The 13,305-nt window shown below is 64.3% G+C and carries 13 protein-coding genes; 6 read left to right on the plus strand and 7 right to left on the minus strand.

Annotated features, from left to right (window positions below):
• Window positions 1–461: 461 nt before the first annotated feature.
• Window positions 462–1,802, plus strand: coding sequence for an acyl-CoA dehydrogenase family protein (locus CIT39_RS21960; protein WP_094972508.1), 1,341 nt, complete (start codon window positions 462–464; stop codon window positions 1,800–1,802).
• Here the strand turns inward: CIT39_RS21960 and CIT39_RS21965 are convergent.
• Window positions 1,766–2,506 carry a helix-turn-helix transcriptional regulator gene (locus tag CIT39_RS21965; protein WP_244607429.1) on the minus strand — a complete coding sequence of 247 codons (741 nt, stop codon included), beginning with the start codon at window positions 2,504–2,506 and terminating at the stop codon, window positions 1,766–1,768. The two genes, CIT39_RS21960 and CIT39_RS21965, sit on opposite strands and share 37 nt — an antisense overlap.
• Window positions 2,507–2,651: 145 nt before the next feature.
• Between CIT39_RS21965 and CIT39_RS21970 the strand changes: the two genes are divergently transcribed.
• Entirely contained in the window at window positions 2,652–3,998 is a 1,347-nt protein-coding gene (locus CIT39_RS21970) for an acyl-CoA dehydrogenase family protein (RefSeq protein WP_094972110.1), read from the plus strand.
• A 53-nt stretch (window positions 3,999–4,051) separates the two neighbouring features.
• Here CIT39_RS21970 and CIT39_RS21975 read toward each other — a convergent pair whose 3' ends face one another.
• Window positions 4,052–4,903, minus strand: a complete 852-nt coding sequence (locus CIT39_RS21975; protein ID WP_094972111.1) for a LysR family transcriptional regulator — start codon at window positions 4,901–4,903, stop codon at window positions 4,052–4,054.
• Window positions 4,904–5,005: 102 nt separating this feature from the next.
• On the opposite strand from CIT39_RS21975, the gene CIT39_RS21980 reads away from it, so the two are divergent.
• Complete coding sequence (locus tag CIT39_RS21980) at window positions 5,006–5,998, plus strand: zinc-dependent alcohol dehydrogenase family protein (protein WP_162848665.1); 993 nt, start codon at window positions 5,006–5,008, stop codon at window positions 5,996–5,998.
• A 134-nt stretch (window positions 5,999–6,132) separates the two neighbouring features.
• Here the strand turns inward: CIT39_RS21980 and CIT39_RS21985 are convergent, their stop codons facing one another.
• Window positions 6,133–6,375 carry a hypothetical protein gene (locus tag CIT39_RS21985; protein WP_244607430.1) on the minus strand — a complete coding sequence of 81 codons (243 nt, stop codon included), beginning with the start codon at window positions 6,373–6,375 and terminating at the stop codon, window positions 6,133–6,135.
• A gap of 359 nt (window positions 6,376–6,734) precedes the next feature.
• Window positions 6,735–7,808, minus strand: a complete 1,074-nt coding sequence (locus CIT39_RS21990) for a hypothetical protein (protein WP_094972113.1) — start codon at window positions 7,806–7,808, stop codon at window positions 6,735–6,737.
• Window positions 7,809–8,035: 227 nt separating this feature from the next.
• Between CIT39_RS21990 and CIT39_RS21995 the strand changes: the two genes are divergently transcribed.
• Window positions 8,036–9,070, plus strand: coding sequence for a patatin-like phospholipase family protein (locus CIT39_RS21995; protein ID WP_094972114.1), 1,035 nt, complete (start codon window positions 8,036–8,038; stop codon window positions 9,068–9,070).
• On the opposite strand, the gene CIT39_RS22000 is transcribed toward CIT39_RS21995, so the two are convergent.
• Both CIT39_RS22000 and CIT39_RS22005 read right to left on the minus strand, forming a co-directional pair.
• Window positions 9,071–9,499 carry a CBS domain-containing protein gene (locus tag CIT39_RS22000; RefSeq protein WP_094972115.1) on the minus strand — a complete coding sequence of 143 codons (429 nt, stop codon included), beginning with the start codon at window positions 9,497–9,499 and terminating at the stop codon, window positions 9,071–9,073.
• A gap of 193 nt (window positions 9,500–9,692) precedes the next feature.
• A complete protein-coding gene (locus tag CIT39_RS22005) occupies window positions 9,693–10,514 on the minus strand; it encodes a rhomboid family intramembrane serine protease (protein ID WP_094972116.1) in 822 nt (273 codons plus the stop codon).
• 454 nt (window positions 10,515–10,968) lie between these two features.
• Between CIT39_RS22005 and CIT39_RS22010 the strand changes: the two genes are divergently transcribed.
• Both CIT39_RS22010 and CIT39_RS22015 read left to right on the plus strand, forming a co-directional pair.
• Complete coding sequence (locus CIT39_RS22010; RefSeq protein WP_094972117.1) at window positions 10,969–11,523, plus strand: PAS domain-containing protein; 555 nt, start codon at window positions 10,969–10,971, stop codon at window positions 11,521–11,523.
• 166 nt (window positions 11,524–11,689) lie between these two features.
• Entirely contained in the window at window positions 11,690–12,823 is a 1,134-nt protein-coding gene (locus tag CIT39_RS22015) for a DJ-1/PfpI family protein (protein WP_162848666.1), read from the plus strand.
• 57 nt (window positions 12,824–12,880) lie between these two features.
• Here CIT39_RS22015 and CIT39_RS22020 read toward each other — a convergent pair whose 3' ends face one another.
• A complete protein-coding gene (locus CIT39_RS22020; protein WP_181955109.1) occupies window positions 12,881–13,267 on the minus strand; it encodes a COG4315 family predicted lipoprotein in 387 nt (128 codons plus the stop codon).
• Between the last annotated feature and the right edge of the window lie 38 nt (window positions 13,268–13,305).

The following is a 13,305-nucleotide window of genomic DNA, read 5'->3' on the forward strand; positions in this document are numbered from 1 at the left end:
GATCACACCGGTCGTGTGCGCGAGGCGCCTTGCTCACGGTTGCCCGCCCTGCAAAACCCTTCGCGCCGATGTCATCTGCGTCCACCGCCGCCCGGCCCGCGTTCGTGACGATCGCGATACGCCCCTCTTCCTTGGGCCGGGTCGAGGCGATACATGCGCTCTTTCCGAAATTCGGTAAAGTGGAATATTTTTGCCGATCCGTATCGACCCATGGATGGGGTGTTTTGCCCGACAGGGAGTCAAATTCTAGTAGGCCCAATTAGGCCCCCTAGCCGGGCTACGGAAATCCAACCTCTGTCTCCGGTGCGAACAACGCGGATCACCGGGAACGTGCACTGCCGGGCCGACTGCTTCGCCCGGACTCCTTCTCGCGTGCCTTTCAATAGGTCAGGGTTGCCCACAATAAGAACAACCGCGAGGACTTTAGATATGTAAAACTGTTTTAACTGACGGAGGCGATGATGCCGATCGATTTTACGCTGACGTCTTATCAGCGGCGCCTGCAACGGATGGCCCGCGAGTTCGCCAACGAGATCCTTGCCCCGCTGGTGCGCCCGGCCGACGAAAATGCCGATCCGCAGAAGGCTTTCCAGTCGATCAAGGGCGCCTACGTCGAAAGCTACAAACTCGGCTTCGCTACCGGGTTCATTCCCAAGAAGTACGGCGGCGGCGGCATCTCAAACGTCGATCTCCAGATCGTGGTAGAAGAACTCTGCGCAGTCGATCCCGGCTTCGCTACCATCCTGCTCGTGAACGGACTGGCCTTGATGCCGCTGGTCTGGTTCGCCAACGAACGGCAGAAGCAACAATGGCTGGTGCCCGCGACCAGCGATCCGCGCGGTGAATATTTGGCCGGATGGACCGTGAGCGAAGCAGCCGGGACCCCCGGGGGAACGGCGAATTTCGACGGCCCGGCGTCCCTTCCCGCCGGCATCGCGTTGACCGCTGTGCACGACAAGAAAAACGGCGAGTACATCCTCAACGGACGAAAGCATTGGCCGGCAAATGCCGGTGGTTGGGATTTGCAGGGCGCAGACGTCAATGTCTGCATCGTTCGGACCACGCCCGAGGCTGAAGGATCTCGCGCGCTGAGCGCCATCATCATTCCACGCGGGACCCCTGGCGTCACCTACGAGCCGCCGATCAGCAAACTTGGGCACCGCATCTGCCAAAATAATTCCGTGGTGTTTTCGGACTGCCGCGTGCCGGAGGAAAACGCCTTCGCGGTAGGAAACGGCGATCTCGTCGTCAACAAGGCCTTTACCTGGTCGGGACCCGTGGCCGCGATCGCGTCCGTCGGTGTAGCGCGGTCCGCCTACGAATACGCGTTATCGTGGTCTAAAAAATACACCGGCGGAGGAGACAAGCCGATCATCAACCACCAGATCGTGGCCTACACGCTGGCGGAGGTCGCGATGAAGGTCGAGGCCGGACGCGCGTTCGCCTGGAAGGCGGCCCATTATCACGACCTTCACGACGCCAACGGTCATGCGATCGGCCCTATGTCGAAGGTGTTTTGCAGCGAAATGCTGTTCAACGCCGTGTTTCAGGCGATGAAGGTCGTCGGCGTCAACGCACTGGACACGTCCAATCCTCTCGGGCGCTATCTCCGCGAAGCCTCGGTTTTCCCGCTCTATGACGCCGGTAATGTCGGCATGCAGATGCGGAAGATCTGTGCGGTCATGGCCGATCCCGCCTTCGACCCGCGCTCCATCGCGGCCTCGGCTGCAACGCCCTTCGGAAAGCAGGCGCCCCCGCCAGATACTCAAGCCGTCGGCAGGAACCTGAAGCGGCAGGCCTGACCGCCGCGCTGCATGCATTCCTGATGCTCGATGGGCGCGCCCATCAGGCCCGACAGAAAGCCGAGGTCGAATTGACAGACCTCGGTGTAGTCCTTCGAAAGATCGTGGAATACGCAGTTCTTGCATTCGATGCGGGGAAGCTTCTCACCCTTGCCAGGGGAAGTGACGCGGGCCGCGAACCCGGTCTCGTTCATGATCTTCACGATCTCGACGACGCGTTCGACCCGGGTCTTTCCCACCAGACGGGGAATCGCCGCCGCCGACATGTCCACACCCAATTCGAACATGTAGGCGCCGAACTTCGACGCGCCGATCTTCTTCCGCAAGCTCTCGAACATGACGCGCGAAAACCAGGAATAGCGCTTCGGAAACAGATCAATACCGCTTTCGGTCAAGGTATATAGAAAGCGTGGCCGGCCTCCGCTCTTCGAAGACGTGTGCTGCACGTATCCGGAACGCTCCATCCCCGAAAGATGCTGCTTCACCGCGCTGCGCGTGAGATCGACCTCGCCGGCAAGTTCGTCCACCGTCAGTCCGGCCTTGGCTTCCAGAAGTTTGGCCAGCAGCTTTTGCTGGGTATCGCCGACGATCACGCAAAGCCTCCAGTTACGGCTGCATCGCCAGATGTATCCGAAGAAACGGACCGGCGCTGCGTCAATTTCAATCACATCATGCACAAAACGCCGACAGATTGCACGCGCCAAAAGCGCTTGAGATACTTTAAACAGATTTAACTGCCTAAACTATCTTCTTGTCGTTTTGTCCCGACGTCCCATGATTGGAGCGTTGAAGCAGCCCGGCCGGCCTCGCCTCCAACGATCTGTAACGAGCAATCAACGGAGAGCACGAATGGCGATCGATTTCACGATGTCACCGGAGCAGCGGAAGATTCAGAAGTTTGCGCGGGAGTTTACGGAGAACATCCTCGCGCCTGTCATCCCGGCGGCCGACAAGGAGCCGGACCCCATGCTGGCCTACCAGAAGACCAAGGGCGCCTACATCGAGGCCTACAAGGCAGGCATCGCCATGGCCATGCTGCCAAAGCAATATGGCGGCGCCGAAATGTCGTGCCTCGACTACGTGATCGCTTGCGAGGAGATCACCTCCGTCGATCCCGGGTTCGCCTGTACCTGCCTCTGCAACGGCCTCGGCCTGATGCCGGTCCTGTGGTACGGCTCCGACGAACAAAAGAAGCGATTCCTCGGCGAGGCAACGTCCGATCCGACCGGGACCTATCTGAGCGCCTGGACCGCCGGCGAACCGCCGGGCGGCACCGGCGGCACGGCGAATTTCGACAGCCCGCTGCCGAAGGCCGGAATCGGCATGACGGCGGTCAAGAAGGGCGACCGGTTCATCATCAACGGCAAGAAGAAATGGTCGTCCTCCGCGGGCTGGGACGGACTGGGTACCAACACCCAGACCGCGATCATCCGCACCGACAGCAGCGTCGGCGGCACGGAAGGATTGTCGGCGATCGTCGTTGAGCGCGGCACGCCGGGCATCACCTGGACGTTCCTCGACAAGGAAGGCCACCGCACCACGTCGAACGCATTTGTCGTGTTCGAGAATGCCGAGGTTCCTGTCGACAACCTGCTGCCCGGCGCCGCGGGGAACGGCGATCTCGTCATCAACCGCAACTTTGCCTGGTCTGGTCCGGTGGCGGCGATTGCCGCGGTCGGCGTAGCCCGGGCGGCCTACGAGGACGCGCTGAAATTCCTGAAGAGCAACACGGCTGGATCACTCACCCCGATCATCCGCTTCCAGAATGCCGGCTACATCATGGGCGACGTCGCCGCCAAGATCGAGTCCGCGCGTTATTTCGCCTGGCGGGCCGCCGACTACCTCGACAAGCACTCGCAGCACGCCGAACTCATCGGCGCAATGTGCAAGATCAACGTTACCGAAACGATGATCGATTGCGTTTACAAATGCATGCAGATTGTCGGCGTCAACAGCCTCAGCACGGAGTACAAGTTCGGCAAATATCTTCGGGAGGCTTCGGTATTGCCGATCTACGACGGCGGCAACATGGGAATGCAGCGCCGCCGCGTGCACGGCATCATCGCGGACGAGAACTTCAATCCGCGCGCAATCATGGACGACGACTTCGTCAAGTTCGACAAGTCGATGGAAGCCATCGACACAGTCGCCGATCCCCTGCCCAGAACGCGCGGAATCATGGAAGCTGCGGAATAGAACTTTCGGGACCGGCCTCTGGAAGGCCGGTCCCCTTTTCCACCAACGCCCCACTAGCCTGCCAACCTTTCGATCACGAGATCGAGCAGCGCGCGCAGGCGGGCGAGGCGCTTCATATCGCGGTGATAGCCGACATAGGTGTCGCGGCCGGGCGGCGCCGCTCCGATGTCGAGCGCAACCAGACGGCGATCGCGGTCGCCGAGCGGACGCGGCAATACGGCAAAGCCGTCGCCGCTGGCGCAAAGCTCGGCCTGCACCTGCCTGTTGTTGCTGCGCGAGGCGATGGCTGCATTCGGCAGCGCGCGCTTCAGCCAGACTGCGTCCGGCATGTCGGCGAACTCGGCATTCATGGTGACGACGCGGACAGCGCTGCCGTCGCCTGCGCGCGGCGGCTTGCTGCCCTTCTTGCCGTAGAGCGCGTAAGGAATGTGCAGCAGCTTTCTGGAGATCACCTCGGGCTCGCTGAACGGCTTGATGCGGAAGACCAGATCGGCTTCGCGCCGCGGCAGACTGTAGAGCCGCGCATCGGTGAGGAGCTCCACCGTCACCTTCGGATGACGCTTGCCGAACGCGGCGATCACCGGCGACAGCATCACCGTCCCGAACCAGTCCGACGACGACAGGCGCAACAGGCCGTCGAGCTGCGTCTCGGCACCGGAGACGTGGCGTTCCAGCGCGAGTGCCTCGTCCTCGATCCGCTCGGCATGACGGAGCACGGCCGTGCCCTCGTCGGTCAGCACCAGGCCATCCGCCGTGCGCTGGAACAGGGTCTGTCCCAACGACGTCTCGAGCGCGCGAAGCCGCCGGCCCATCGTCGGCTGGGTCTGGCCGATCTTTCGTGCGGCAGCGCCGAGCGTGCCCTCGCGCGCAATTGCCAGGAAGATACGCAGATCGCTCCAGTCCATCGGAAATCCTGCCATACAAAAATGTATGATCATCGTACAACCTTGTTCCTTCTCATGCAAAATCTCATGGGCATATTGAGCCGATCACGGAGCAAGACGATCATGACGAGACCATCGACGATGCGCGCCGGCGTCCTGGAGACCCACAACGCCCCCTTGCGCCTCTCAACCATCTCCACGCCCGAGATCGGCCCGCACGACGTGCTGGTGCGTGTGCGCGCGAGCGGGGTCAATCCGCTCGACACCAAGATCCAGGCCGGCGCGGCCGCGCATGCCCGCCATCCGTTGCCGGCGATTCCGGGGATCGATCTCGCCGGCGTGGTCGAACTGGCCGGGCGCGAGGTGACGCGGTTCAAGCCGGGCGACGAGATCTACGGCATGACCGGAGGTGTCGGCGGCGTGCAGGGATCGCTGGCCGAATTCGCCGCAGTCGATGCCGATCTCCTCGCGTTGAAGCCCGCCAATCTCAGCATGCGGGAAGCGGCCGCCCTGCCCCTGATCGTCATCACGGCCTGGGAAGGCCTGATCGACCGGGCGGGGTTGAAGGCGGGCCAGAAGGTGTTGATCCACGGTGGCGCCGGCGGCGTCGGTCATGTCGCGATCCAGATCGCGCGCGCCTTCGGAGCGGAGGTGTTCGCAACCGGTTCGCCGTCGCAGCGCGCCACCATCGAAGGCTTTGGCGCGGTGTTCATCGATCGCGACAGTCCGGTCGATGTCTACGTGAAGCAGCACACCGGCGGCCGCGGCTTCGACATCGTCTACGACACCGTCGGCGGCAAGGTGCTCGACGCCTCCTTCGAAGCGGTGCGCCGCTTCGGCCATGTGGTGAGCGCGCTCGGCTGGGGTACGCATGCGCTTGCGCCGCTGTCATTCCGGGCAGCCACCTATTCGGGCGTGTTCACGCTGCTGCCGCTGCTGTCGGGCGAAGGCCGCGCGCATCATGGAGAGATCATGGCGGAGGCCACGCGCCTCGCCGAGGCCGGCAAGCTCGTACCGCTGCTCGACTACAGGCGCTTTACGCTGGAGAACGTCGACGAGGCCTATGCGCTGATCAGGGACCGCGCCGCCAAGGGCAAGCTGGTCGTCGATATATAAGGTGGAGCTTGTAGCCCGGATGAGCGCAGCAATATCCGGGGTTCTCGCTTGAAGCACGAAGGTCCCGGGTATCGCTGCGCTCACCCGGGCTACGAAGGCTCGCTACGAAGCTGGGCGCAACGGAACCGTGCTCGCTAATCCTCGCTGGACGCGGCGGAGCGGTTGCGCAGATACGCCTGCGACAGCAGGAAGAACAACGCGCGCTCGCCCTGATATTTGGCCGACGGCCGGGTGCGCTCGAAACCATCGGCAAAGATCTTGCCGGACTGGTCGCACACTTGCCATCGCCAGCCAAACCGCTTGCGCCTGGTGAGGATCACTTCGAACATACCGACGAGCTTGGTCCCTGCTCCCAGCCGGTCCGCCAAGGCATCCAAGCCCTCGCTCCGGCCTCCCCCATTAGACGGATGCCCGACATATAACCCAGCGGAATGGAAAGAGAATAAGATTGATGATCGGAAATTCATCTCTTGCACCGCTGTGATGAAGACGCGAGGCGCGGGGAATAAGCTTTCGCCAGCGGTGTTTTACATGGCCCGAAAAAGCAATCGGCTGGCGCTTGCGGTATTCAAAGCAGAACACAGGAGGCTGATGGGCCAATTGCTGACCAGCCCCCACGGACGTGGCGGTAACGGGAGATGCACATTCGCGCACTTAATGAGAATTATCGTGCCGGTGTCAGGTCAGGTGTCGGGCTGCGGACGGCACCGCCGCCAGGACTCAGCGCGCGAAGCCCCTAACGCGCGACGACTTCGACTTCGCCGTCGACGCCGTTGACGACGTTGAAGCCGCGCTCGTAGACCTTGCCCTCGTTCTTGGCGATGGCGCGGTATTCGCCTTCGGAGAGTACGACGCGCGGGAAGGCGCCGATCGATTCCTTGATGACGTCGCCGCCGGGGGTCAGCACCGACCATGCGGTGTTGGCGAGTGCCTCGCCTCCTTTGTCGCTGACCAGCTTGAGCGTGATCACGGCCGCGCGGTGGGTGATGGTGACGTCGGTGAGCTTGCTGGCCTGGACGCGGATGTCGGAGCGCACCACCGAATTGGCGTCGCCATAGTTGGAGATGATGTAGTAGGTGCCCTCCGGCAGCAGCACGACGTCGCCGGCTGCGACGTTCGGCACCAGCGAGGCACGCTCGCCGGATTCGAATTGGCTGCCCTTGTAGATCGCGAACGAGATCTGGTTCTGCGGAATGCGGGTGGTGCCGACCCGGCCCTCGATCCGCAGGCCCCCGGCCGGCAGCACGAAGGATTCGCGGTCGGTCTCGGCCTTCAGGCTGACGGTGCGTACCGCGCTGACGAGGCCGAAGGCGACGTGGACGACGTAATTGCCGGGCGGCAGCACGATGTTGGGCGTGGCGCTGCGGTCCTCGCGAATCAGCTTGAAGGTGCCGTTCTCGTCGGGACGGTCGGCAAACACGCGCCAAACCAGGCCGCTGGTGATCGCCGGAGCATCCTTGCCGTATTTCGCGGTCAGCGACAGCACGCCTTGTCCGGGCACGGCCGCGTTGAGCGGGGCCGCCGGCGGCACGGTCGAGACCGCGGGCGGCGGCATGCTGGGGGTCGTCGGCTGCATCAGGGTCGGTGGCAGGCTCGGGGGACCGGCGCCAGGACCGGAGGGCGGCGCCAGGCTGACGGCGCCCCCGGGGTCGGGCACCGAAGCCGGCGGCACCGGCGGCGGACGGTCCGAGAAAAGCTGCGCCTGCGCAGCGGTTTGGCCTGAGGTAACGAGGCACGCGGCAAGGATCAGCGCCGGCAGCAGCCTGCCGCTGCGCCGCCATCCGATGATGCCGTCACCCCCGCGTGTCATGCCACCTGCTTTTCACCGAAAACGCGGCAAATTCAAGCCTCTGAAATCCCAGGAAATACGGGCACACACGATCGATGGAACCCGGTTGACGCCTGCGTGATTACAGCTCGCCATACTCCTGCCCCGTGCCCTTTCCAAAGCGGCATAAACCATGCTTCGCGCCTGATATGGCGGAGCGCAAAGGCGGCGCCTAATCTCACGGTGCAGGCCCGGCGTAGGAGAGTTCGGTGCTGGATAGATTGAAGGGTCGGGCAGCAAACGGCTCGAATGGCGAAAAGATCGGCCTTGGCCCCACCCGCCGGCCGGTCATCGGCCTCGCCCTCGGTGGCGGCGCGGCGCGCGGCTTTGCCCATATCGGAATTCTGAGAACCCTGCTCGCCAACGGCATTGTTCCCGATGTCGTGGTCGGCACCTCCATCGGCGCCGTGGTCGGCGGCCTCCATGCAGCCGGCCGGCTCGAGACGTTCGAAGAGTGGGGGCGCAGCCTGCAGGGTATGCGCAACATCCTCGGCTATCTCGACATCCGCCTCAACGGCTCCGGCCTGCTCGGCGGCGAGAAGCTGGCCAGCCGCCTCGAGGACGCGGTTGGGCAGGCCCTGATCGAAGATTTGCCGGTCAAGTTCGCGAGTGTCGCGACCGAGGTCAGGACCGGTCACGAGATCTGGCTGACGCATGGCCGCGTGGTCGATGCGATGCGCGCGTCTTATGCGCTGCCCGGCATCTTCCAGCCTATGCTGATCGGCGATCGCTGGCTCGTCGACGGTGCGCTGGTGAACCCGGTGCCGGTCTCGGCCGCCCGCGCGCTCGGCGCCGAAATCGTCATCGCCGCAAATCTTTCCAGCGACATCTTCACCCATTCCACGACGATCTATTCGCACGGCGCGATGCCCGCACCTGTTACGCCGGAGGCCGAGGAGACGACGGCCAAGCGGCGCTTTCCGCGGCTGTTCTCGGCCGAGAAAGCCATGAAGCGCGAATTCTTCGGCAGCGCCGGGCGCCCGGGCATCTCCTCGGTGATGGTCGATGCCTTCAACATCATGCAGGATCGCATCACCCGCGCCCGCCTCGCCGGCGATCCGCCGGATCTCTTGATCTCGCCGCGGGTCGGCCAGTTCGGCTGGTTCGACTTCCATCGCTCCGAGGACCTGATCGCCCACGGCGCGCGCGCCGCCGAACGCGCGCTGGAATCGATCGAGGAGGCGATCGACGTGCTGGCGCCGGCGCCCGCGGGCCACGCGCCGAAGGCGGACGAACAGGCCTGATCAGGCCGTCTTGATGTAGTCGCGCAGGGCTTCCTGCTCGGACTCGTATTCCTGGACCCGGCGCTTGACGATGTCGCCGATCGAGATCAGGCCGACCACCTTGCCATTGTCGATCACGGGCAGATGGCGGAACTTGCCTGACGTCATCATCTCCATGATCTCGGCGACCGTGTCGGTTTCCTTGCAGGTCACCACCTTGCGGGTCATGACCTGACCGACCGGCTCCTCCAGCGCGCCGGCGCCGCGCTCGCCGAGAACGCGGACGATGTCGCGCTCCGACAGGATGCCCTCGAGCCGGCTCTGGTTCATCACCAGCACCGCGCCGATCTTCTTCTCGCCGAGCAGCTTGACCGCGGCAGCCAGCTTCGCGTCGGGCTCGACGCTCACGATCTGGTGGCCCTTGGTGTTGAGAATGGAACGTACCGTCATTGTTGCCTCCCTGAATCGGACCCGTCCGCCTGTTGGCGGTGCGGACTTGTTCTTCGAGTCTTCAACTAACAGTTTTGTCTGGCGCCGGTTTCACGTGCGGGCGGTTTGCGAAGCAGCGCCGCTGGCGCATTGTCGCTTCAGACATTCTTCGCGCAAATGATGGATGAATTCGGGCCGCGCCGCAAGCGCCGCTTCAAATACGGTCTGAAACGTCCCGTGATGACGCATCCGCAGCATCGTTTCGCATGCGCGGCACCGGATCGAACAGCGTGAACAGCAGCAGGCCGGCGACGAAGCCGCCGATATGCGCCTGCCACGCCACGCTCGTGGTTTCGGCATCGACGCCGATGGCGCCGACGCCGAAGATGATGTTGACGCCGAACCATACCGCAAGGAAGCCGAGCACCCGTCCGTCGCGTAGCGCGCGTGACAACGGCAGCGCCGGAACCCTTGCTGCGGTATCGGCGTCCGATCGGTTGAACGACAGGAAGCTGCCGCGGACGAAGGCAAAGCGGATCGCGGCCGCCATCGCGCCCGACACCGAGGCCGAGGCGCCGATCATCGGCGCCACCGCATGCTCATGGGTGACGAGATGGGCGAGCGCGCCGGCCGCCGCCGTCACCGCCAGGAACAGGAAGAACCTGACCGCGCCGAACCGCCGCGCCAGCGCGCTGCCGAACGGCAGCAGCCACAGCACGTTGAAGCCGAGATGGGTCAGATTGGCGTGCAGCAGCGAATAGGTGACGAAGCTCCAGACCTTGGCGCCGGCCCCGCCCGGGATCTGCAGATTGAGCAGCGAGGAATCGTAGCGCTTGGGGATGAAGCCGAAGACGTCGATGGTCCAGTTCTCGAGCTCCGGCGGCAGCAGCACCCGCAGATGGATCACCGCCAGCAGGACGATGTAGGCCGTCAGCGCGAACGGCAGCGTCAGGATCGGCTCGCGCGGAGCCTCCTCATGGGCGGCCGGGAGGCCGGGCTGAGAATCCTGCGGCGGAGAATCGTGCGGGGAATCCAAGGCAGTTCGCTTTCAGGCGCGATCGGAGCGATCCGTCTGCAGATAGTCGCCTTTGCCGGCCTAGCGCAAGTGCACAAAAGGAAAAGGCAGGGCCCTGGGAGGCCCTGCCTGTCCGTGTCGGCCTTCCGGTGCCGGAGGAATGAAGGTGTATCCCCACCCCTCCCCGCGGCCCGTGACCAAACTGTTTGACGCCCTGTGTACAGGCCCCGCCGAGAACCTGGATGAAAGCGGCGAGGCTTGCGATCGGGATCACCATAGCAGCGCGGCGCGCGGCGCAAAGGCCATAGTTAATTTAACGTTAACGACGCAAAGACCGCCTTAACGGGGGCGAAATCGCCCTCCCGGCATGGACGCTGCAAATCCCCTCCTGCACAACAACACAAGGGATCGCGGGTGCACTGAAGCGGGACAGCTCTGTCCCTTCGAGGTTGCACCCCGGGATAAGCGTTCAGACATGAAACATCCGTCGAGCCGCGCGTTCTTCGCGTATTGGGACAACAAGCGCGGCGCTGCACGGGCCCCTGACCGGGCCGACATCGATCCGGCCGCGGTCCGCGGCCTGCTCGGCGATATCTTCGTGCTGTCCTGCGAGCCCAATCTCGGCTTTCCGTTTCGCGTCGCGGGCACGCGCGTCTGTGCACTGGCGGGATGTGACCTCAAGGACCAGAGCTTTGCGGCGCTGTTCGTTGATGCGAGCCGCGGCGAGATCGAGGAGATCACGACCATCGTCGCCGACGAGGCGCTGGGTGCGATCGCCGGCGTCACGGCCCTGCGCGAGGACGGCAGCAAGGCCTATCTTGAGCTGCTGCTGCTGCCGTTCAACGCCCGCCCGCACACGCCGGTGAGCGTGACGGGCGTGCTCGCGCCGTTCGACGACGAATGCGGCGCGCTCTCGACCTTCACCCTCACCTCGTGGCGCTATCTGCACCAGCCGGAGAAACTGCTGCCGCGCGCGATCCGGAAATTGCAGATCGCACGCGGGCTGATGGTGTATGAGGGGCTGAGATAGTCGCCCGCTGCCCGACGCGCCGCATCGTTCGCAAGAGGAACCCGCCGCGCGGCAAATCAACGCGCGTGCCGATGGCCGCTTTTGCCGGATCTGCGTCATTCCTGATGTCGTTGCCAACGGTTAGCTTCCGCCTCGCGTGAAGCAACGAGGATCGGGTGACATCATCATGCTATGGCGCATTCTGGCGTTGAGTGGCGTCGGCTGCGTGGCCCTGCTGGCGGCAATCGGCGGAACCTGGCTGTTCCTGCTGCCTGGGTCGCCGGCTCGGGAGACCGCGCCTGCGATATCCAAAGACGAGACCGAGGCGACGCTTGCGGCGCTGAAGCCGCCGAAGCGAGAGCGCCCCCTGATCGCCGTCGTCGGCATCAACGACCTGAGCGAGACGACCGACTATCTGATGCCATATGGCATCCTCGCGCGCGCCGATGTCGCCGACGTCCTCACATTGGGGACGCAGCCCGGCCCCGTCGCACTTTATCCCGCGCTGAAAGTGCAGCCGCACGCGACGACCGCCGAGTTCGATGCTTTACATCCCGGCGGCGCCGATTACGTGATCGTGCCCGCGATGAGCCGCGAAGACGATGCCGTGGCGTCGCAATGGATCAAAAGCCAGGCCGGCAAGGGCGCGATCATCATCGGCGTCTGCGTCGGCGCCAAGGTCGTTGCCAACACCGGGCTGCTCGACGGCCGGCAGGCCACCACGCACTGGTATTCCGTGCGCGATCTGCAAAAGCATTCCGCGATCCGCTATGTCGCGGACCGCAGGCTGGTGGTCGACCGCGGCGTTGCGACAACGACCGGCATCACCGCATCCATGCCGATGGCGCTGACCCTGGTCGAGGCCATCGCTGGCCGCGCCAAGGCGGAGGCGGTCGCACGCGACATCGGTCTGGCGCAATGGGATGCGCGCCACCGCAGCGAGGCGTTCCAGTTCACACGCCCCTTCGCGCTGACGGCGATCACCAACACACTCGCATTCTGGAACCGCGAGCAACTCGGAATCGCGCTAACGCCAGGCATCGACGAGGTGTCGCTTGCGCTGATCGCCGATGCGTGGTCGCGCACCTATCGATCGCGTGCCCTCACCTTCGCGACAACGGCGGAGGCGCAGACGAGCCGCGGCGGTCTTCGCATCCTTCCCGACAAGGTCGCGGCCGATTGGCCGGCCAAGCTGACGCCGCCGCCTGCCGCCGACCTGCCGCCGGCGCGAGCGCTGGATCAGACGCTGCACGCCATCGATGCGCGTTACGGGGCGCGCACGGCCGACTTCGTCGCGATGCAGCTCGAATACCCGCGATAACGGCACGCCGGTGCGCCGCCTGCAACAGCCGACGCACCGTATCTGCGCGGAGCGCCGTTACGGCGTCGCCAGATGCCATGCACCGTTCAGAAAACCGTCGCCGGTGATGTCGCCGGGCTTCTGGTCCTTGGCGAAGGTGTAGAGCGGCTTGCCCTTGTAGGCCCACTGCTTCGAGCCGTCGTCGCGGGTGATGACGGTGTAGCCGTCGCCCGCGGCGTCGCTCGCCTCGGCCTTCAGCACCGGCCAGTTCGTCGCGCAGGGACCGTTGCAGGCGGATTTGCCGTCCATGTCCTTGTCGAAGGTGTAGAGCGTCATGCCCTTGGCGTCGGTGAGCACGCTGCCCTTGTCGGTCTTGCCCGTCTTGGTCGGCGGTGCGGCGAAGGCGGCGGGAACGATCGCGAGCGAGAGTGCGAGCGCGAGCGCGAGGCGGATCGAGGACGTCATGATATCTCCTGTCATGCAATTGGCTTGCAGGAGGTAGG

The sequence above is a fragment of the Bradyrhizobium symbiodeficiens genome, assembly GCF_002266465.3.
Classification (GTDB): Bacteria; Pseudomonadota; Alphaproteobacteria; order Rhizobiales; family Xanthobacteraceae; genus Bradyrhizobium; species Bradyrhizobium symbiodeficiens.

Bases quoted from the DNA above. Each gene is read 5' to 3' on its own strand.
- CIT39_RS22000 (WP_094972115.1), bottom strand. From the start codon at position 9,499: ATGACGGTACGTTCCATTCTCAACACCAAGGGCCACCAGATCGTGAGC.
- CIT39_RS22015 (WP_162848666.1), top strand. From the start codon at position 11,690: ATGCTATGGCGCATTCTGGCGTTGAGTGGCGTCGGCTGCGTGGCCCTG.
- CIT39_RS21970 (WP_094972110.1), top strand. From the start codon at position 2,652: ATGGCGATCGATTTCACGATGTCACCGGAGCAGCGGAAGATTCAGAAG.
- CIT39_RS21990 (WP_094972113.1), bottom strand. From the start codon at position 7,808: ATGACACGCGGGGGTGACGGCATCATCGGATGGCGGCGCAGCGGCAGG.
- CIT39_RS21980 (WP_162848665.1), top strand. From the start codon at position 5,006: ATGACGAGACCATCGACGATGCGCGCCGGCGTCCTGGAGACCCACAAC.
- CIT39_RS21960 (WP_094972508.1), top strand. From the start codon at position 462: ATGCCGATCGATTTTACGCTGACGTCTTATCAGCGGCGCCTGCAACGG.
- CIT39_RS22010 (WP_094972117.1), top strand. From the start codon at position 10,969: ATGAAACATCCGTCGAGCCGCGCGTTCTTCGCGTATTGGGACAACAAG.
- CIT39_RS21975 (WP_094972111.1), bottom strand. From the start codon at position 4,903: ATGGACTGGAGCGATCTGCGTATCTTCCTGGCAATTGCGCGCGAGGGC.
- CIT39_RS22020 (WP_181955109.1), bottom strand. From the start codon at position 13,267: ATGACGTCCTCGATCCGCCTCGCGCTCGCGCTCGCACTCTCGCTCGCG.